The sequence below is a fragment of the Pseudomonas sp. NY15364 genome (assembly GCF_048068235.1).
In the GTDB taxonomy this organism is placed as follows: Bacteria; Pseudomonadota; Gammaproteobacteria; order Pseudomonadales; family Pseudomonadaceae; genus Aquipseudomonas; species Aquipseudomonas mendocina_D.
Window position 1 is genome coordinate 214,351 of the sequence record NZ_JBLUPX010000004.1, and the last position, 19,458, is coordinate 233,808.

Below are 19,458 nucleotides of genomic sequence, written 5' to 3' on the forward strand. Positions count from 1 at the left end.
CCGTTCCAGCAAAGCGCCGATTATAGGCACAGGGTGGACTGTGCGCAGCTTGGCGGATTTCGTCGCTTCGCCTCGTCGGCGCAGTAGCCGCTCGGCTATAGTATCGGCCTTCGCGCCCCTACTCTCCGGAGCCCGCAATGCCGAACAAAGGACTGCTTCTGGCCTTGGTGCTGAGCCTGCTCAGCGCCTGTGATTCTTCTGAACCCCCTGCCACGGTGACTCCCGCCGCTCCTGCTGCGCAGCAGCCGCAGGCGCCCAAGCCGGCAGTCGACCGCGACGCGCTGGCCAAGCGCTATGCCGGACGCGAGCTGGAAGTGGTCGACGTTTCCGAGGTGCAGCTCGACGGCGCCAGTGCACTGTCGGTGACCTTCTCCATCCCGCTGGACCCCGATCAGCCCTTCGCCGAACGCCTGCACCTGGTCGACAGCACTGCCGGCAAGGTCGACGGCGCCTGGGAGCTGACCGACAACCTCAGCGAGCTGCGCCTGCGCCACCTGGAGCCGCAGCGCAAGCTGGTGCTGACCATCGATGCCGGCCTGAAATCGATCAATGGCGGCAAACTGGCCAAAGAGCAGGTCAGCCGCTTCGAAACCCGCGACCTGCAGGCCAGCGTCGGTTTCGCCAGTCGTGGCTCGCTGCTGCCGACCCGACTGGCCGAAGGCCTGCCGGTGATCGCGCTGAACGTCGACAAGGTCAACGTCGAATTCTTCCGCATCAAGCCCGAGGCGCTGCCGCGCTTTCTGTCCCGCTGGGGCCGGGCCAGCAACCTGGATACCTGGGAGGCGCGCGAACTGCTGCCGATGGCCGATCTGGTCTATGGCGGGCGCTTCGACCTCAACCCGGCGCGCAATACCCGTGAAACCTTGCTCCTGCCCATCGCCGGCCTGGAGCCGTTCAAGCAGCCGGGCGTGTACCTGGCGGTGATGCGTGAGGCCGGCAGCTACAGCTACTCGCAGCCGGCGACGCTGTTCTCCCTGAGTGATATCGGCCTGTCCGCGCATCGTTATCGCGACCGCCTCGACGTGTTCACCCAGGCGCTGGAAGGTGGCAAGGCGCAGTCCGGCGTGCAGCTCGAGCTGCTCGATGGTGAAGGCGCGCTGCTGGCTGAAGGCAAGACCGATTCGGCTGGCCATGCGCAACTGCCATTACCGGAAAAGGCTCAGGTGCTGGTGGCCAAGCAGGACGAACAGACCAGCCTGCTGCGCCTGAACACACCGGCGCTGGACCTGGCCGAATTCGACATCACCGGGCCCAAGGCACATGCCCTGCAATTCTTCGTGTTCGGCCCGCGCGATCTGTATCGCCCCGGCGAAACCGTGCTGCTCAATGGCCTGCTGCGTGATGCCGACGGCAGCCCGGTCAAGGCTCAGCCGGTCAGCGTCGAGGTGCGTCGCCCGGATGAGCAGATCAGCCGCAAGTTCGTCTGGAACGCAGGGGATGACGGCCTCTATCAATATCAACTGCCGCTCGCCGAAGAAGCCCCGACAGGCCGCTGGCAGCTGTTGCTCGACCTGGGTGACGGCAACCCGCAGCTCTACGAATTCCTCGTCGAGGACTTCCTGCCCGAGCGCATGGCCCTGGAGCTCAAGGGCCAGGAGCAGCCCTACGCGCCGAGCGACAGCGCCGAGTTCGCGGTGACTGGCCGCTACCTCTACGGTGCCCCGGCCGCTGGCAACCGCCTAACCGGGCAACTCTACGTGCGTCCGCTGCGTGAGGCGGTGGCGAGCTTGCCGGGCTATCAGTTCGGCGACATCACCGAGGCCGACCTGAGCCAGGACCAGGAGCTCGACGAGCAGAATCTGGATGACCAGGGCCGCGCCGTGCTGCGCCCGGAAAATCGCTGGAGCGACGCCAAGTCGCCGCTGCGCCTGATCCTCCAGGCCAGCCTGCAAGAGTCCGGTGGTCGCCCGATCACTCGCCGCATCATCCAGCCGGTATGGCCCGCCGAGCGTTTGCCGGGCCTGCGTGGGCTGTTCGACGGCGAGGAGGTCGACGCCGATAGCCTGGCCGAGTTCGAAATCCTCGTGGCCGACGCCGCCGGCAACAAGCTGGCGGCCGACAACCTCAAGGTGCGCCTGGTGCGTGAGCGCCGCGACTACTTCTGGAGCTTCTCCGACGGTGAAGGCTGGCGTCACAACTACAACGAGAAATTCCTCACCCTCAGCGACGAGCCGCTGAAGATCGCTGCCGGTGGGACTGCCAAGGTCAGCTTCCCGGTGGAGTGGGGCCCATACCGGGTTGAGGTTGTGGACAGCCAGACCGGCCTGGTCAGCAGCCTGCGTTTCTGGGCCGGCTACCGCTGGCAAGACAACGCCGATGGCGGCGCAGTGCGCCCGGACCAGGTCAAGCTGGCGCTGGACAAGCCTGCCTACGCCGCGGGCGAGGTAGCCAAGATCACCGTCACCCCGCCGGCTGCCGGCAATGGCTACCTGCTGGTCGAGTCCAGCGAGGGGCCGCTGTGGTGGCAGGAAATCAGCGTGCCGGCCGAGGGTAAGACCTTCGAGCTGCCCATCGACAAGAAATGGGCGCGTCATGATCTCTATCTCAGTGCTTTGGTGGTTCGCCCCGGCGAGCGCAAGGCGCAGGTCACGCCCAAGCGTGCCGTCGGCCTGCTGCACCTGCCGCTGGAGCGCGCTCCGCGCAAGCTGGCAGTCAGCCTGGAAGCACCGGAAAAAATGCGTCCCAAGCAGCCGCTGAAGGTCAAGGTCAGTGCGCGCAATGCCGACGGCAGCATCCCTGACAAGGTGCATGTGCTGGTTGCTGCGGTCGACGTGGGCATCCTCAATATCACCAGTTACGCCACCCCCGATCCTTTCGCCAATTTCTTCGGGCGCAAGGCCTATGGCGTTGACCAGCTGGACATCTATGGCCAACTGATCGAAGCGCAGGGGCGTGTCGCCAGCCTGGCCTTCGGCGGTGACGCCGGCCTCGCCGCCGGTGGCAAACGTCCGGATACCAGTGTGCTGATCGTCGCCCTGCAGAGCGATGCGCTGAAGCTGAACGACAAGGGCGAGGGCGAAGTCAGCCTGGATATCCCCGACTTCAACGGTGAGCTGCGCCTGATGGCGCAGGCCTGGACCGACGAGCGCTTCGGCATGGCCGAGGCCAAGACGGTGGTGGCCGCGCCGCTGATCGCCGAACTGTCGATGCCGCGCTTCCTCGCCGGTGGTGACGAAACCACGCTGGCGCTGGATCTGACCAACTTGTCCGGCAGTGAGCAGAAGCTCGATGTGCAACTGGGCGTGGAGGGCCAGCTGCGCCTGCTCGGAAAGGGTGAGTCGCCGATCAGTCTGAAGGATGGCCAGCGCACCACCTTGCGCATTCCGGTGCTCGCCGAAGGTGGCCTGGGCCAGGGCCGTATCCATGTCGAGGTGCAGGGCCTGGCTCTGCCGAACGAGGATCTGGCTGACTTCAGCCGCGAGTGGACGCTGGGTATTCGCCCGGCCTATCCGGCGCAGCTGCAGCACTTCCGTGCGGTACTGGGGGAGGGCGAGCCGTGGAGCATGCCGGCGGGCACCCTCAATCAGTTCGAACCTGCCGGGCTGGAGGCGGTGCTGGCGCTGTCGAGCCGACCGCCGCTGAACCTCGGTGAGCAGATTCGTGCGCTCAGGGCTTACCCCTATGGCTGTCTGGAACAGACCACCAGTGGCCTGTATCCGTCGCTCTACGCTGACGCTGCGAGCCTCAAGCGCCTCGGCTTGGAAGGCGAGCCGGAAGAGCAACGGCGCAAGAGCATCGAGCTGGGTATCGAGCGTCTGCTCGGCATGCAGCGTCACAGTGGCGGCTTCGGCCTGTGGAGCGCCGAGAGCGAAGAGGAATACTGGCTCACCGCCTATGTCACCGACTTCCTCCTGCGTGCTCGCGAGCAGGGCTTTGGCGTACCGCCAGAGGCACTGAAGAAGGCCAACGACCGCCTGCTGCGTTACCTGCAGCAGAGCAGTCTGATCGAAGCCAGCTACAGCCAGGACTTCGCCCACACCCGCTTCGCCGTGCAGGCCTACGCCGGCTACGTGTTGGCGCGTAGCCAACAGGCGCCGCTGGGCGCGCTACGCAGCCTGTTCGACCGTCGTAACGACGCCCGCTCCGGTCTGCCGCTGGTACAACTGGCCGCCGCATTGAAGCTGATGGGTGATGCACCGCGTGCCGAGCAGGCGTTGAATCAGGGCTTGATCCAACAACGCGATGGCGAACGCTGGATGGCTGACTATGGCAGCCCACTACGTGATCAGGCGCTGATTCTCGCTCTGCTGGAAGAGCATGATCTGGCTGCCGGCCAGCGCGAGCAGCGCCTGTTCAACCTGGCGGATGAGCTGGCCGGTCAGCGCTGGTTGTCGACCCAGGAGCGCAACTCGCTGTTCCTCGCCGGTCGCGGCATTCTCGGCAAGCCCGAGCAGGCGTGGAGCGCCAAGCTGGCCAGCGGCGCCTTCCAGTTCGACCTGAGCAACCAGCAGCCCGGCATCAAGCTGGAGCGTGCGGAGCTGGCCGAACCGCTAAGCGTGAGCAACGCCGGCAGCGCTACCTTGTATCAGCAACTGACCCTGTCCGGTTACCCGAGCCAGGCGCCGCGCGCCGGTGGTGAGAACCTCAGCATCGAGCGCGAGTACCTCGGTATGGATGGTCGCCCGCTCGATTTGCAGCGCCTGGACAGCGGCGAGCTGGTGCTGGTGCACCTGGCCGTGCGCGCCAAGCAACGTGTGCCGGACGCCCTGGTCGTCGACCTGCTCCCGGCTGGCCTGGAGCTGGAGAACCAGAACCTGGCGCAAAGCGCGGCGAGCCTCGATGACGCCGGCAGCAACGTCAAGGAGTGGCGTCAGTCGATGCAGAACGCGCGGATCAAGCATCAGGAATATCGCGGCGACCGCTACGTGGCCGCGGTGGATGTGGAGGAGTACGGCACCACCCATCTGCTCTACCTGGCCCGTGCGGTGACGCCGGGCAGCTACCGTGTACCGCCACCGCAGGTCGAATCCATGTACCGCCCGAGCTGGCAGGCACTGGGTAGTGCGCCGGATAGTCTGGTGGTGAGGGGGCGCTAAAAGCGATCCCGGATTCATTTGGGCTACAGTCTGCGTAGCCCGGATGAATCCGGGAGCTTGTACTGACCATGCCATTCAAACGCTGGCGGCGTTGGCTGCTGATCCTCCTGCTCCCCCTGACCCTGCTCTGGCTAGCCGACCAACTCTTTCCACTACCTCTGCCCGAGGATGATCTGGCGCGGGTGGTGCTGGCCGAGGACGGCACGCCGTTGTGGCGCTTCGCTGACCGTGATGGCGTATGGCGCTATCCGGTGACGCCCGAAGAGGTCTCGCCCTATTACCTGGAAGCGTTGCTGACTTACGAGGACCGCTGGTTTCGCCAGCACCCTGGGGTCAATCCGCTGGCGCTGGGGCGTGCGGCCTGGCAGAACCTGACCGGCGGGCGCGTGGTGTCCGGTGGCAGTACGCTGTCGATGCAGGTGGCGCGGCTGCTCGATCCGCATGCTCGTGACCTGCCCGGCAAGCTCAAGCAGCTGTGGCGCACCGCGCAGCTGGAGTGGCACCGGTCCAAGGACGAAATCCTCACCCTGTACCTGAACCGTGCGCCTTTCGGTGGCACCCTCGAGGGCGTGGCGGCGGCCAGCTGGAGTTACCTGGGCAAGCCGCCGAGCCAACTGACCCGTGCCGATGCCGCGTTGCTCGCGGTGCTGCCGCAGGCGCCCAGCCGCTTGCGTCCGGACCGCCATCCTGAGCGCGCCCAGGCCGCACGTGACAAGGTGCTGCGGCGCCTGGGCGAGTTTCAGGTGTGGCCCCAGTCCCAGGTAGACGAAGCGCTGGAGGAACCAGTGTTTCTCGCGCCGCGCCGTGAGCCAAGCCTGGCGCCCTTGCTGGCGCGGCGCCTGAACCGTGCCGGCAGCCCGCCGCTGATTCGCACCACTCTCGATGCCGGCTTGCAGCTGCGCCTGGAAGATCTGCTGCTGGGCTGGCGCGCGCGCCTGCCGGAGCGCACCTCGGCGGCGATTCTGGTGGTCGAGCACGAAAGCATGGCGGTGCGTGCCTATCTCGGATCGGTGGATATCGCTGATACGTCGCGCTTCGGTCATGTCGACATGGTCCGCGCCCTGCGCTCGCCGGGCTCGACGCTGAAACCCTTCCTCTACGGCATGGCCCTGGATGCCGGCCTGATTCATTCCGAGTCTCTGCTGCAGGATGTGCCGCGGCACTATGGCGACTACCGGCCCGGCAACTTCGCCGCCGGCTTCATCGGCCCGGTATCGGCCAGCGAGGCGCTGGCCACCTCGCTCAATTTGCCGGCCGTGCAGTTGCTTGAAGCCTACGGGCCGAAACGTTTTGCCGGTGAGCTGCGCAGTGCCGGTGTGCCTATTCGCCTGCCGGCGCTGGCCGAGCCGAACCTGGCGCTGATCCTCGGTGGTGGCGGCTCGCGCCTGGAGTCGCTGGTGGCAGGCTACAGCGCCTTCGCGCGCGGTGGCATGGCGGCCAAGCCGCGACTGCAGCCGAGTGATGAGCTGCGCGAACGGCGCCTGCTGTCACCCGGCTCGGCCTGGATCATCAGGCGCATTCTCAGCGGTCAGGCGCGCCCTGATCGTGACCCGCGTGCCTACCTGGCGCAGCCCCCGACCCTGGCCTGGAAAACCGGCACCAGCTACGGCTTTCGCGATGCCTGGGCCATCGGCGTCGGCCCGCGTCACCTGATCGGTATCTGGATCGGTCGCCCGGATGGCACGCCGGTGCCTGGCCAGTTCGGCCTGGCCTCTGCCGCGCCGCTGTTGCTGCAGGTTCACGACCTGCTGGTCAACCGCGACAGCCAGCGCGGCATCGCCACACCGCCCGATCCACAACCGGACGAGGTGGGCGTGGCGGCCATCTGCTGGCCGCTGGGGCAGCAGATGAGCAGGGACGACCCCAACTGCCGGCGCCTGCGTTTCGCCTGGACGCTCGAAGGCACCACGCCACCCACGCTGCTGGCAGCCGATCAGCCACTGGGGACAGGGTTGCGCGAGCGCTATTGGGTCAATGCCCAAGGGCTGCGCATCGGTTCCGGTTGTGCCGGGGCCGAAGCGCGTGAACTGGCCTTGTGGCCGGCACCGCTGGAGCCCTGGTTGCCGCGCCGGGAGCGGCGTACCGCGCGCTTGCCACATATCGATGCGAGCTGCCCGCCACCACAGAGCAGTCAGGTGTCACCGTTGTCCATCGTCGGTGTGCGCATTGGCGATCGCTTGCGTCGGCCGCAAGGCAGTCACGAACCGCTAAGGCTCAATCTTTCGGCTCTGGGCGGTAGCGGTCGGCGCTGGTGGTTCCTCGATGGCCAACCTATTGGGGAGAGCACTCAGGATGCTCCCTTCAGCCACGCGTTCGCCAGTGGCCGGCATCAACTGAGTGTGCTCGACGAAGGCGGCCAGACCGCTCGTCTGGAGTTTAGCGTAGGGCCCTGAGATCTGAGTTTCCAGGTGTCGGCCGCTCTGGCCTGAGCTGTCTGGCCGATGGTCTAACCGGGTAGATGGGCAAGTTCCGCCTTTAGTCGTGATGGGCTTTGTAAGATGCCGTGCACACCACTTATCCCTCCGGAACACGCTGGTGTGCGCCGCCTGGGCAGCCCAGCTGCACCCTACCTAAATTGGTACGTGATCTTAACGCCAGCGCGCTTTAGTGATCTGCCGCAACCAGACGGTTACGGCCTTCGCGCTTGGCGCGGTATAGCGCACTGTCGACGCGCTTGAAGAAGGCGTCGGCATCGGCGTCATGGCTGTTGCTGAAGCAACCGATACCAAGACTGGTGGTCAGCTCCAGACGCTGATCGTCCAACTGCAGGCCTTCTACCTCCAGCTCCTGTCGAAAGTGCTCGGCCAGATCCCAGGCCTGGGCCAGTGTGGTGTCCGGCAGCAGCACACCGAACTCCTCGCCACCCAGGCGTAGCAATGCGTCGGCATCGCGGCGAAACACCTTGCGCATGCGTTCGGCGAAGGCGCTCAGGCAGGCATCGCCACCGACGTGGCCGTGTTCGTCGTTGACCTTCTTGAAGAAGTCGATATCCATCAGTACCAGCGACAGCGGCTCGCTCTGGCGCACTGCATTGGCCACCAGGCTGGGAAACAGGTTATTGAACTGATAGCGGTTGCCGAGCTGGGTCAGACTGTCGGTGCGACTGAGTAGGTCGAGCTGACGCTGCTGCTCCAGCAGCTTCAGTTCCAGCTCGAGGGTGGCGCGGTACTCACGATGGTTGCGCCCCAACACCAGCACCAGATAGCTGAGGTAGAAGATCAGAGTGATCAGCATCGCGTGTCTCTGCTGCCAGTTCAGCGCCATCACTGCCAGGCCCGGCAGATAGAGCAGGGCCAGCGCTAGGAGTGCGCGGCCGCGGCGCATGGCGAAGTTGAAGGTCATCGCCGTGGCGAAGGCCACCGTGGCCAGGGTGGCGATCATTTCCGAGTCGTTGTAGGCGTTGCTGTATACCGCCAGAGCATGGGCCTGGCCCCAGCACAGCGAGGTCAGGAGAATCAGGCCCCAGTGACGGTCGAGCCAGCGCTGCAACTGCTCGGGGCTTTCGAGGCCGTCAGGGCGGTGCAGCAGTCGCGCGGCCAGCAGTGCGGCGAACAGCAGGCAGCCCAGCACCCCGCTGAACATCAGGCTGCCGGGCGCTGCGCTGAAGGCCCAGGTCAGCAGCCAGGCCAGAAAATAGAAGAAACCACCCAGGCGCGTGCGGATGCGGGTGTCATCCACTTCGCGCCACAGGGCGAAGGTATTGGGTTGGCGCGGTACTTCGGCGTCGGTCATCGTTTTCGCCTGTCACCGCTGGCGGCCACCTCCGGGCCGTCGCAGGCGACGTCAGAACCTTCTCCACGGGGCTTTTTGTGATCACAGAAAGTGCATGCGTGAGCATAGCGCCTTTTCGTGATCCCTGGAGTGTCCATTTGCCAGTATTCGCGGCCACCCGTCAGCCGCGACGGATCATCCATATCCCGGCGACGATCAACAGCAGGCCTGCCACCTTGCCGAGGGTGATGGGATTTTCGCGGAAACCGGCCCAGCCGAAATGATCGAGGGTGATGGCCATGGCCAGTTGCCCGGCGATCACCAGCACCATGAACAGCAGTGCGCCGACGCGCGGCCCGGCGAAGGCCGCGGTCGCGATGAAGAAAGCGCCGAGCAGGCCGCCGCTCCAGTGCCACCAGGTCAGCTCCTTGAGCGCACCGAGGCCAGGCATTTCACGCTGGCTCAGGGTCATCAGCAGTAACGCCAGGCTGCCAACGGCAAAGGAAATCAGCGCGGCGGCGAAGACACTGGACAGGTGACGGGCAAGCTGGCCATTGATACCGGCCTGCAGAGGCAGCACCGCGCCGGCGAGGAAGGGCAGGGCTAGCAGCCAGCCGCTGATGTGGTTCATAAATAACTCCAACGAGGGAAACGGGGTAAGGCGTTACGACAGGTTTTTTTCCAGCTGCACCAGGGCGACACGGCTGCCATCCGGGGCGCGGCGTTCGACGATGCCGACGGTCTGATAGCCAAGACGCGTGTAGAGCAGCAGGCCGCCAGCGTTGGCGTTGAAGCAGGACACCTTCATCAGCGGCGCCTTGTAGCGCTCGTGGGCGATCTGCTCCATCACTTCCACCAGGTGCTGAGCCACGCCCTGGCTGCGTGCCCAGGGTGCCACCATTAGGTTGCCGAGGGCGCAGAATTCGCCGTGCTGCCATTGGTAGAAATTGGCGAAGCCGGCGACTTTTCCAGCCAGTTCCACCACGGTGCTTTCACGCCGCTCGGCAATGGCGGCAGCGAGCTGGCCGACGTTAAGTGGCCAGATGGCCTTGGGGTAGCAGAAGAACAGTTCATCGACATTCTGCGGGAAGCCGACCACGTCACCGAGGTCGGTGGCCGTGGCCGGGCGGTGTTGCAGGTTTGCGTTCAAACGGGGCGGTCCTTGTTCAGCGCGGTGGATACTGCGAGAGCACCTGGGTGACGGTTTCACGGATCGCCCGCTCGCGCTCGATCGGTGTCGGTGGCTGGCTGCGCATCACCTGTTCACCGCTGCCGCGCCAGACCAGTTTGCCGTCTTTGCCGTCGTACAAGTCGATCTGCAGCGTCGCGACCTTGTAGTCCACACGGCGCGTTTCGGTGAAGGCCGGGCCGCCCCAGTAACCTCCCCAATAGCCGCCCCAGCCACCGCCGTACTGGGTGGTGATCTGATCCTGACGCTCGTCGACGATCAGCACGCTCTGCACTTTCAGGTCGCCCTTGCCGTCAGCTGCTTGGCGCAGGCCGCGTTGCTCGAGCTGCTCGGCGACGGCCTGGCTGATTCGCGCTTCGGTGATATCGCTCTTCAGCCGTGCGTCGTCGGGTTGGTAGGCGAGCTTGTCGTCCATCCAGCTCCAGCTGCGGTAAGCGCCGAAGTCGCGGCTGGGGTCGAAGTCGCGCTCCAGGCTGACGCTGGCGCAGCCGCTCAGGAGCAGTGCCACGATCAGGTAGGACAGGTTACGCATGGTGCTCTCCAGGGTTGTCGATCAATAGGGTGGGTAGCCGTTCAGCGCGCTGCGTATGGCCGCACGCATGGCGTCGGCCTGCGCCGCCTGGTCCTTGCCGGCCACCGCTTCGCCGCTGCCTGACCAGACCACCTGGCGGTCGCGTGGGTCGATCAGTTCGATGCGCACCACGGCCACTTTCTGTTCGTAGGTGCGCACGATGGGGACGCTGCCGTAGGCGCCGTAGCGGCGGCCCCAGTGGCTGCCGGTGCCGTAGTAGCCACCGACGTTGTCCTGGTATTGGCGCAGGCGGGTTTCCTTACTGATACGGGCGCTGACCAGCACGTCGCCAGGGCCATTGAGCGCCGGACGCAGGCCATACTGGTCGAGGCCGGCGCTGACGCTGTCGGCCAACTGATCGCCGCCAGGCGCGCGGCCATCCAGCCAGCTCCAGCTGCGGTAGCGGCCATAGTCACGCGGCGCGGCAGGGTAGGCGCTAGGGTCGAAGGTCGTGGCCGCTTCGGGCGGCGCCGGTGGCATGGGTAGCGACTCGGCCTGGTAAGGGTTCTTGCTTTGGCAGGCGGCCAGCAGCGGCAAGATGAATAGGGCTATGGCGGTGCGCATGGTCGTCTCCGTGGTCGCGTGCGGCATCCCCGATGGTTTCAGGCTACGCCGGCCTGTCAGCTTCGTCCAACGCGCTCAACGTGGTCGGCAGATCCAGTGCAAGTAGCGGCCGAGCCCCGCGAAGCTGGGATGGCGGCGGTGCGCCAGCTCCATTTCCAGCAGGTCGATCAGTTCGGCCTTGGCCTGGAATTGCTGCGGCATATAGTCGTGGAATACGCGTACGCCGCTACGGCTTTCGACCTGCCAGTCGGCGGCGAGTTGCGTGGCCAGCTCGCGCGGGTCGACCGGTTGCTGTGGCGTCAGGCTCTGTTTTTCGCCGGCGAAGTGTTCCTTGCGCAGTTTGCGGAAATGCCCCTTGAGCAGGTTGCGGTAGATCAGCGCGTCCTTGTTGTAGAAGGCCAGCGACAACCAACCGTCCTTGGCCGTCAGCTGATGCAGCACCGGCAGGATGGCCGCCGGCTCGGCCAGCCATTCCAGCACGGCGTGGCACAGCACCAGATCGAAGGGCTCCTGCAACTGGCCGAGCAGCTCCTGCCAGGGTACCTGGATGAAGGTGGCATTCTGGCCAGCCTCGGCGAAGCGCTGGCGAGCACCTTCGAGCATGGGTTCGGCTGGCTCGGCCAGGGTGATCTGATGGCCACGTTGGGCCAGCCACAGGCTCATGTGGCCCAGGCCGGCGCCGACGTCCAGCACGCGCAGCGGGCGATCCGGTAGCGCTTCAGCGAGATCAGCCTGCAACACGGCAAGGCGGATGGCGCCCTTGGCGCCGCCATAGATCTTTTCGGCGAAACGGGTGGCGAGTTCGTCGAAGTGGCGATCGCTCATTTGAGGAAGCGCCGTTCGTTGTCGGCGAGCTTGTCTAGCACCGCCTGGTTCATGTCGATACCCAGTTCACTGCACAGTTGCAGCAGATAGAGCACCACGTCGGCTACTTCCTGCCCGGCGTGGGCGAGCTGGTCGGTAGGCAGCTGGCGCGACTGTTCTTCGCTCAGCCACTGGAAGATCTCCACCAGCTCGGCCATTTCCACGCTGGCGGCCATGGCCAGGTTCTTCGGGCTCTGGTAACGGCGCCAATCGTTGTGATCGCGAATGGCGTGCATGCGGGCGGTGAGTTCAGCGAGGTTCATGGTGTGGCTCCGTTCGAGCCGCATAGCTTCGGCTCGAACGGAGGCGACCGCAAGTCGTTGGCGGGAAGAGGTTGGCAGAGCAGCGACTTTGGTGGGAGCGAGCTCTGCTCGCGAAGCTTTTCCGCTGGCCAGGTTCGCGAGCAGAGCTCGCTCCTACGACAACGCAGAATGCAATCCGGGGCGGATGTTCTCGATATCAGCTCCCGGATGACATCGGACTACGTCAGACCGTTAGCGGCTGCCAGCTCCCAGCCATATGCGGGGTGTCGCCTTCGCTGATCAGGCGGAACTGGCCGCTGGCGCCAGGCACGCTGGCTTGCAGGGCAACCTGGGTGGGCAGCAGCACGGGCTTCTGGAAGCGTACGTCCACGGCGTAGCCGGCCTGCGGCAGTTGGGCGTGCAAGGCCGCGAGGCTGCGCGCCTTGTTCCACAGACCATGAGCGATGGCGCGCTGGAAGCCGAACAGACGTGCTGTCACAGCGTAGAGGTGGATCGGGTTGTAGTCGCCGGCCACGCGAGCGTAACGCCGGCCTGTATCGGCAGGGGCGGCCCAGTCGGCCAGTGGCGTCAGCTCCAGCGGCGGCTGTTCGGCGCGTAGCGGCGCCTGGCCGTCGAGACGTAGAGCGCGGCAGAGAATGCGGCTGTCACCTTCCCAGAGCAGGCCGAGCTGATCTTCCAGGCGGGTGATCAGGCTGAACGTGGCGCCTTTGTCGTGCGGCTGCAGGTCGGTCACCTGCACGCTGACCTGGAACGGCCCCAGCCCGCCCATTGGGCGCAATACGCGGATACGGTTCTCCAGATGCACCAGCCCCAGCAGCGGGAAGGGAAAGCGGCGGTCGGTGAGCAGCTTCATCTGCAGGCCGAACGCGAGCACGTGCGGATACACCGGCGGCAGGTACGGGCTTTGTTCGATGGCACACACCTGGCGATAGCGCGCCAGGTGCTGCGCCTCCGCCTCCACACGGCAGCGCAGGCCGATATTGGGTAGCTGGCGGCCAGTCACCTTGTGGCGCAGGGCTGCGCGCAGGAACAGACCGGGCAGGGCTGGTGGTGTATCGAGTTCGAGCCAGTCGATGGCCATTGGCGAACTCCTTGGCTAATGAATGACAGCAGCTTAACCCTCAGACCCACGCTGGCATTGGCTGTTCTGCCCAGCTTGTGTGCAGGCCAGTCAATCCGACCTGCGACGCGGTTTGCGCGCGGTGGCTCGCTGACCCTAAGATGGCGCCGTTCACGAATAATGCTCACTAATAAGAACAACAGCAGGAATCATGCGTGATCTGACCGACGATGTGGCGCTGATGCGCCCGGTAATCGATGCCCTGCGTGCCAGCGGAACCGATCCTGACCGTGTGCTGGTGCGCGTTGGCCTGCCTCCTGGTGGGCTGCCGGCTGGCCGCTTTCCCCATGCCGCCCAGGCGCCATTCTGGAAGGCCGCCAGCGAAGAGTGTGGCGAGGAGCATGTCGGGCTGTACCTGGCGCAGCACCTGCCCGCCTTCCATGGCTTGCTGCTGGAATACCTGTTTCTCTCCAGCGAAACCTTTGGCGTTGGCCTGCGCCATGCGCTGCGCTATGTGCGCCTGCTCTCCGACACCCTCAGCGCGCGCCTGGACGTGGAAGGCGACGTGGCCGTGCTGACCCTGGGACTGGAAGCCGATACACCGCGCCATTTTCCGGAGATGCTGGCAGGGGCGGTGATCCGCCTGTTCGCGGCATTGACCGAAAACGATTTCCGCCCGCGTGAAGTGCGCTTCATGCATGCCGAGGGCGCGCCTGCTGAGCGCTACCAGGCTGTCTATGGTTGCCCGGTACGTCTGGGCGCCGAGGATTGTGCGCTGCTTTTCGACGCTGCGGTTCTGGGCAAGGCTTCGCGCCATGCCGCCCCGGAATTGCTGCGCATGCACGAGTCGCTGGCGCGGCGGCAGTTGGCGGAAGTGGAGAGGCTGGACCTGGTGCGCCAGGTGCGAGAGCTGATCGCCGAACTGCTGGTCGATGGCGGCGCCACCCTGGAACAGGTGGCGGCGCGCTTGAACATGCCGGCGCGGCGCTTGCGCGAGCGCCTGGCCATGGCCGGGGTGCGTTTCAACGACCTGATCACCGATTACCGTTGCCGCCTGGCCAAGGAGCTGTTGCTCAAGACCGACGAGCGCATCGAGGTAATCGTCGAACGCACCGGCTTCTCTGAGCCGAGCACGTTCTACCGCGCGTTCAAGCGCTGGGTCGGGGAAACACCGGTGGAGTTTCGCAAGCGCGGCAAAGGTTGATGCCATCCCGTGGGAGGGGCTTTAGCCGCGACCGTCGCCGCTGAAGCGCCTCCCACACGTCGTCACTCGCCTGTACCGTAGGGTGGGCCAGGCGGCGATCCTCTTCAGCCCACCCTCGCAACAGCCTCAAGCCCCCAACAAACTTTGCCCGCACACGCGCAGCACCTGCGCAGTCACTGCGCCGGAACCCGGCTGGGCGAACCAGGCCACGGCTTCGGCGACGTCTTGCGGCAGGCCACCCTGACTCATCGAGTTCATCCGTCGCCCGGCTTCGCGGATGCCCAGCGGAATGGCGGCGGTCATCTGGGTTTCGATGAAACCGGGGGCCACCGCGTTGATGCTGATGCCTTTCTTCGCCAGGGTCGGCGCCCAGGCCTGAGCCAGGCCGATCACGCCGGCCTTGCTCACCGCGTAGTTGGTCTGGCCCATGTTGCCGGCGATGCCGCTGATCGAGGCGATCAGCACCACGCGGCCGTTGTCGTGCAGCTTGTCGGCGTCCAGCAGCGCCTGGGTCAGCACCTGCGGCGCCTTGAGGTTGACGTCGATCACAGAGTTCCAGAACGCATCGCTCATCTTCGCCAGGGTCTTGTCGCGGGTGATGCCAGCGTTGTGCACGACGATATCCAGGCCCTCGGGCAGCGCCTCGACCAGGCGTTGCGGCGCATCCTCGGCGCAGATGTCCAGGGTCACCGCCTGCCCACCCAGGCGCGCGGCCAGCGCCTGCAGCGCATCGGCTGCCTGGGGTACATCGAGCAGCACCACCTCGGCGCCGTCACGGGCCAGCACTTCGGCGATGGCGGCACCGATGCCGCGCGAGGCGCCGGTGACCAGGGCCTTCTTGCCGGCCAATGGGCGCGTCCAGTCCTTGACCTGTTCGCCGCAGGCGCCCAGGCGCAGCACCTGACCAGAAACATAGGCACTCTTGGGCGAGAGGAAGAAGCGCAGCGCGCCCTCCAGTTGCTGCTCGCCACCCTTGCCGACATACAGCAACTGCACGCTGCCGCCGCGACGAATTTCCTTGCCCAGTGAGCGGGTGAAGCCTTCCAGGGAACGCTGCACGCTGGCGGCGACAGGATCTTTGATCGACTCGGGCGCGCGGCCCAGCATCACCACGCGCGGGCTGTTGGCCAACCCCTTGAAGGTGGGCTGGAAGAAATCGCGCAGCTCGATCAGTTGCTCGAAGCGGGTCAGGTGGCTGGCGTCGAACACCAGTGCCTTGAGCTTGGGACCGTGTTCGGCGGTCCAGCGCGGCAGCTCCAACTGGCCGTCGCGTGCGGCGAACAGCTGATCCGTGAGCTTGTTGGCGAAGGGCTGAATAGCCTTGAGCAGGTCGCCTTCACCGCCGAACAGCAGGGCGCCGTCGACCGGTCGCACTCGGCCGGCCATCCAGCGTTCCAGGCGCACAGGCGCCGGCAGGCCAAGGGCGCCAACCAGGCGGCGGCCAGTGGGGGAGTTGGCGAAGGCGAGGTAACGGTCGGACATGAAGGGCTCCTGCGGGCGAATCGAAAGTTGTGCCACTGTACGCGGCAGTTGGCAAAGCGCAATTGACTCTGTTGCCTCACGCGCCGGCAAGGCGGCCAATGTTCGCACCCATCCGAGGTTTAGCCTGTGCGATCAGGCTAAAGTGTCAGTCTCATGTTTCTGGGAACCGGCTGACGGGCAATAGTTCGCCACAGGTTTCTTCGATTTCTCGACCAGCAAGGAGTCCACATGACCCAGTTGCGCCGGGTCGCCATCGTAGGCGGCAACCGTATCCCGTTCGCGCGTTCCAACACCGTCTACGCCAGGGCGAGCAATCAGGAAATGCTGACCAGCGCCCTCGAAGGGCTGGTGGAGCGCTTCAATCTGCATGGCGAGCGCCTCGGTGAGGTGGTGGCCGGGGCCGTGCTCAAGCACTCGCGGGACTTCAACCTGACCCGTGAATGCGTGCTGGGCTCGCGCCTGGCGCCGGAGACGCCGGCCTACGACCTGCAGCAGGCCTGCGGCACCGGCCTGGAAGCGGCGATTCTGGTGGCCAACAAGATCGCCCTTGGGCAGATCGACTGCGGCATCGCCGGCGGCGTCGATACCACCTCCGACGCGCCCATCGGCGTCAACGAGGGGCTGCGGCAGATCCTCCTGGAAGCCAATCGCAGCAAGAGCACCGGCGACAAGGTCAAGAGTCTGCTGAAGATTCGCCCGCGCCATCTGGCGCCGCACATCCCACGTAATGGTGAGCCGCGCACCGGCTTGTCGATGGGCGAGCATTGCGAACTGATGGCGCAGCGCTGGGCCATCCCGCGTGACGAGCAGGATCAGTTGGCACTGGCCAGTCACCAGAAGCTCGCGGCGTCCTACGCCGAGGGTTGGCACGATGACCTGATGACCCCATTCCTCGGCCTGACCCGCGACCAGAACCTGCGTCCTGACATCAGCGCTGAGAAGCTCGCCTCTCTCAAACCCTGCTTCGAGCGTGGCCCGCGCGGCACGCTGACCCCGGCCAACTCCACGCCGCTGACCGATGGCGCCTCGCTGGTGCTGCTGGCCAGCGAGGAATGGGCCAAGGCCCGCGGCTTGCCGGTGCTGGCCTACCTGCGCGACGGCGAGGCGGCGGCGGTGGATTTCGTCCAGGGCAAGGAAGGCCTGCTGATGGCGCCGGTCTATGCGGTGCCGCGCCTGCTGGCGCGCAACGGCCTGACCCTGCAGGATTTCGACTACTACGAGATCCATGAGGCCTTCGCTGCCCAGGTGCTGTGCACGCTCAAGGCCTGGGAGGACGCCGACTACTGCAAGGAGCGCCTGGGTTTGGACGGCGCACTGGGGACCATCGACCGCAGCAAGATGAACGTCAAGGGCAGTTCGTTGGCTGCCGGCCACCCGTTCGCGGCCACCGGCGGGCGTATCGTCGCCAACCTGGCCAAGCTGCTGTCGGTGGCCGGTGAGGGACGCGGCCTCATCTCCATATGCGCGGCTGGCGGTCAGGGTGTGACCGCAATCCTCGAACGGTAATCCAATACGGGTGGTTGCAAGTCATCGCGATCACTCGATGTAAGAACCTGTTCACGATCTGCTGTGCGTCGGCCCTACTGCGTTAAAAACAGGCTGGAGCGCCAGCCCGGTCGGAATGCTCATTTACAGCTCGTAAAGTCGAGCGCGACTCCGAGCGTTCCTCGCCTGTTTTTGCCTTGTATGGCTCTAGCTCGCAAGATCGTGAGCAGGTTCTAAGCAACTCCGTGATTCGGGCGGCCCGCATAGCGTGTGGCCGCCCTTTTTTTGCGCGCCGCCCGGCTGTGAGAGGGGCTTCAGCCGCGACGAGCGCTCGCAGCGTGCTGTTTTCGCTGAACGCTGCGGTGGCCTGTCGCGCGGCAAATCACCACAGCGCCGGTTATGCCTTTAGCGGCTAGTCTTTTAGTGCGCATTGATCCAGATCAATACGCCTTTTCGCGCTTTACTCAGCAGCTTCTCAGCTGCATTTCATTTCCATAAGAACAATTTCAGTTCGTTTGACTCCAAGACTTGGAGTCTATGGATCGGCTTGCGTGCTGGGGCCGAAATAACCCTGAATGAGGATGTGACATGTTCGGCCTAGAGGCGCTTGATCTCGCCCGAATCCAGTTTGCCTTCACCATTTCCTTCCACATCGTCTTCCCGGCCATCACCATTGGTTTGGCCAGCTACCTGGCGGTGCTCGAAGGTCTTTGGTTGAAGACCAGCAACACGCTGTATCGCGATCTCTACCACTTCTGGTCGAAGATATTCGCAGTCAACTTCGGCATGGGCGTGGTCTCCGGCTTGGTCATGGCCTATCAGTTCGGCACCAACTGGAGCGCCTTCTCCGACTTTGCCGGGGCAGTCACCGGGCCGCTGCTGACCTACGAGGTTCTCACCGCGTTCTTCCTCGAAGCGGGGTTCCTCGGCGTCATGTTGTTTGGCTGGAACCGCGTCGGGCCGGGCCTGCACTTCTTTTCCACGGTGATGGTGGCCATCGGCACGTTGATCTCGACCTTCTGGATTCTCGCTTCCAACAGCTGGATGCATACGCCGCAGGGCTTTGAGATCATCGATGGCCGGGTGATCCCGGTGGACTGGTTCGCCGTGGTCTTCAACCCATCGTTCCCTTATCGCCTGGCGCATATGGCGACCGCGGCGTTCCTCGCCACCGCCTTCTTCGTCGGCGCTTCGGCGGCCTGGCACCTGCTGCGCGGGCGTGACAACCCGGCGATCCGCAAGATGCTCTCGATGGCGCTCTGGATGGCCCTGCTGGTGGCACCGGTACAGGCCTTCATCGGTGACCTGCATGGCCTCAACACGCTAAAGTACCAACCGGCGAAGATCGCCGCCATCGAGGGCCACTGGGAGAACATCGGCGACGAGCCGACCCCGCTGATCCTTTTTGGCTGGCCGGATATGCAGCGTGAGGAAACCCGCTTCAAGGTGGAAATCCCGGCACTCGGTAGCCTGATTCTCACCCATAGCCTGGATAAACAGGTGCCGGCACTGAAGGACTTCCCGCCGGAAGACCGCGCCAATTCAACCATCGTCTTTTGGACCTTCCGCATCATGGTCGCGATGGGTCTGATGATGATCCTCACCGGTCTGTGGGGTACCTGGCTGCGCCGCGGCGAGCGGCTGTACACCTGCAGGCCGTTCTTGCACCTGGCGGTATGGATGGGGCCGAGCGGCATCATCGCCATCCTTGCCGGCTGGTACACCACCGAGATCGGCCGTCAGCCGTGGATCATCCATGGGCTGATGCGTACCGCCGATGCTTCGTCAGGGCATAGCGCGGCGCAGTTGGGCTTTACCCTGGCGCTGTTCGTGGTGGTTTATTTCGTACTCTTCGGTGCGGGTATCGGCTACATGCTGCGGCTGGTGCGCAAGGGGCCGAAGATCGACGAGGGCGAGGAAACGTCCGAAGGTGGGCCAGGCCAGCCGCGTACGCCAGCGCGTCCGCTGTCGGCGGCCGAAGAAGGCCTGGAAGATGGCGAAACCGACACCTTGCCGGAAAGGAGCTGAA

The 19,458-nt window shown here is 65.2% G+C and carries 14 protein-coding genes; 5 read left to right on the plus strand and 9 right to left on the minus strand.

Annotated features, from left to right (window positions below; genetic code table 11):
- Positions 1-137: 137 nt before the first annotated feature.
- Positions 138-5,036, plus strand: coding sequence for an alpha-2-macroglobulin family protein (locus tag ACNFCJ_RS05740; protein ID WP_416770293.1), 4,899 nt, complete (start codon positions 138-140; stop codon positions 5,034-5,036).
- A gap of 68 nt (positions 5,037-5,104) precedes the next feature.
- Positions 5,105-7,429 carry a peptidoglycan glycosyltransferase PbpC gene (gene pbpC / locus ACNFCJ_RS05745; RefSeq protein ID WP_416770294.1) on the plus strand — a complete coding sequence of 775 codons (2,325 nt, stop codon included), beginning with the start codon at positions 5,105-5,107 and terminating at the stop codon, positions 7,427-7,429.
- Positions 7,430-7,640: 211 nt separating this feature from the next.
- Here pbpC and ACNFCJ_RS05750 read toward each other — a convergent pair whose 3' ends face one another.
- From ACNFCJ_RS05750 to ACNFCJ_RS05785, 8 genes are all read right to left on the minus strand, one after another.
- Positions 7,641-8,768 carry a sensor domain-containing diguanylate cyclase gene (locus tag ACNFCJ_RS05750; protein WP_143505489.1) on the minus strand — a complete coding sequence of 376 codons (1,128 nt, stop codon included), beginning with the start codon at positions 8,766-8,768 and terminating at the stop codon, positions 7,641-7,643.
- A gap of 160 nt (positions 8,769-8,928) precedes the next feature.
- The gene (locus tag ACNFCJ_RS05755) at positions 8,929-9,378 is read right to left on the minus strand and encodes a DMT family transporter (protein WP_343349034.1); all 450 of its coding nucleotides are present in this window, start codon (positions 9,376-9,378) and stop codon (positions 8,929-8,931) included.
- 33 nt (positions 9,379-9,411) lie between these two features.
- The gene (locus ACNFCJ_RS05760; protein WP_416770297.1) at positions 9,412-9,897 is read right to left on the minus strand and encodes a GNAT family N-acetyltransferase; all 486 of its coding nucleotides are present in this window, start codon (positions 9,895-9,897) and stop codon (positions 9,412-9,414) included.
- A 16-nt stretch (positions 9,898-9,913) separates the two neighbouring features.
- Entirely contained in the window at positions 9,914-10,468 is a 555-nt protein-coding gene (locus ACNFCJ_RS05765; RefSeq protein WP_416770298.1) for a DUF4136 domain-containing protein, read from the minus strand.
- A gap of 21 nt (positions 10,469-10,489) precedes the next feature.
- Positions 10,490-11,071, minus strand: coding sequence for a DUF4136 domain-containing protein (locus ACNFCJ_RS05770; RefSeq protein ID WP_416770299.1), 582 nt, complete (start codon positions 11,069-11,071; stop codon positions 10,490-10,492).
- A 75-nt stretch (positions 11,072-11,146) separates the two neighbouring features.
- Complete coding sequence (locus tag ACNFCJ_RS05775) at positions 11,147-11,896, minus strand: methyltransferase domain-containing protein (RefSeq protein WP_416770301.1); 750 nt, start codon at positions 11,894-11,896, stop codon at positions 11,147-11,149.
- Complete coding sequence (locus tag ACNFCJ_RS05780) at positions 11,893-12,198, minus strand: nucleotide pyrophosphohydrolase (RefSeq protein ID WP_416770302.1); 306 nt, start codon at positions 12,196-12,198, stop codon at positions 11,893-11,895. Before ACNFCJ_RS05780 ends, ACNFCJ_RS05775 begins: the two co-directional genes overlap by 4 nt.
- A 223-nt stretch (positions 12,199-12,421) precedes the next feature.
- The gene (locus ACNFCJ_RS05785; RefSeq protein WP_416770303.1) at positions 12,422-13,279 is read right to left on the minus strand and encodes a MaoC family dehydratase; all 858 of its coding nucleotides are present in this window, start codon (positions 13,277-13,279) and stop codon (positions 12,422-12,424) included.
- A 190-nt stretch (positions 13,280-13,469) separates the two neighbouring features.
- Between ACNFCJ_RS05785 and ACNFCJ_RS05790 the strand changes: the two genes are divergently transcribed.
- Complete coding sequence (locus ACNFCJ_RS05790; RefSeq protein ID WP_416770304.1) at positions 13,470-14,462, plus strand: AraC family transcriptional regulator; 993 nt, start codon at positions 13,470-13,472, stop codon at positions 14,460-14,462.
- 126 nt (positions 14,463-14,588) lie between these two features.
- Here the strand turns inward: ACNFCJ_RS05790 and ACNFCJ_RS05795 are convergent, their stop codons facing one another.
- Complete coding sequence (locus tag ACNFCJ_RS05795) at positions 14,589-15,944, minus strand: 3-oxoacyl-ACP reductase (protein ID WP_416770305.1); 1,356 nt, start codon at positions 15,942-15,944, stop codon at positions 14,589-14,591.
- A gap of 228 nt (positions 15,945-16,172) precedes the next feature.
- Between ACNFCJ_RS05795 and ACNFCJ_RS05800 the strand changes: the two genes are divergently transcribed.
- Both ACNFCJ_RS05800 and ACNFCJ_RS05805 read left to right on the plus strand, forming a co-directional pair.
- A complete protein-coding gene (locus ACNFCJ_RS05800; protein WP_416770307.1) occupies positions 16,173-17,450 on the plus strand; it encodes an acetyl-CoA C-acetyltransferase in 1,278 nt (425 codons plus the stop codon).
- Positions 17,451-18,017: 567 nt separating this feature from the next.
- A complete protein-coding gene (locus tag ACNFCJ_RS05805) occupies positions 18,018-19,457 on the plus strand; it encodes a cytochrome ubiquinol oxidase subunit I (RefSeq protein ID WP_179545819.1) in 1,440 nt (479 codons plus the stop codon).
- Position 19,458 lies beyond the last annotated feature (1 nt).

Coding starts and splice junctions, on each gene's coding strand:
- ACNFCJ_RS05740 (WP_416770293.1), top strand. CDS start 138: ATGCCGAACAAAGGACTGCTTCTGGCCTTGGTGCTGAGCCTGCTCAGC.
- pbpC (WP_416770294.1), top strand. CDS start 5,105: ATGCCATTCAAACGCTGGCGGCGTTGGCTGCTGATCCTCCTGCTCCCC.
- ACNFCJ_RS05750 (WP_143505489.1), bottom strand. CDS start 8,768: ATGACCGACGCCGAAGTACCGCGCCAACCCAATACCTTCGCCCTGTGG.
- ACNFCJ_RS05755 (WP_343349034.1), bottom strand. CDS start 9,378: ATGAACCACATCAGCGGCTGGCTGCTAGCCCTGCCCTTCCTCGCCGGC.
- ACNFCJ_RS05765 (WP_416770298.1), bottom strand. CDS start 10,468: ATGCGTAACCTGTCCTACCTGATCGTGGCACTGCTCCTGAGCGGCTGC.
- ACNFCJ_RS05770 (WP_416770299.1), bottom strand. CDS start 11,071: ATGCGCACCGCCATAGCCCTATTCATCTTGCCGCTGCTGGCCGCCTGC.
- ACNFCJ_RS05775 (WP_416770301.1), bottom strand. CDS start 11,896: ATGAGCGATCGCCACTTCGACGAACTCGCCACCCGTTTCGCCGAAAAG.
- ACNFCJ_RS05780 (WP_416770302.1), bottom strand. CDS start 12,198: ATGAACCTCGCTGAACTCACCGCCCGCATGCACGCCATTCGCGATCAC.
- ACNFCJ_RS05785 (WP_416770303.1), bottom strand. CDS start 13,279: ATGGCCATCGACTGGCTCGAACTCGATACACCACCAGCCCTGCCCGGT.
- ACNFCJ_RS05790 (WP_416770304.1), top strand. CDS start 13,470: ATGCGTGATCTGACCGACGATGTGGCGCTGATGCGCCCGGTAATCGAT.
- ACNFCJ_RS05795 (WP_416770305.1), bottom strand. CDS start 15,944: ATGTCCGACCGTTACCTCGCCTTCGCCAACTCCCCCACTGGCCGCCGC.
- ACNFCJ_RS05800 (WP_416770307.1), top strand. CDS start 16,173: ATGACCCAGTTGCGCCGGGTCGCCATCGTAGGCGGCAACCGTATCCCG.
- ACNFCJ_RS05805 (WP_179545819.1), top strand. CDS start 18,018: ATGTTCGGCCTAGAGGCGCTTGATCTCGCCCGAATCCAGTTTGCCTTC.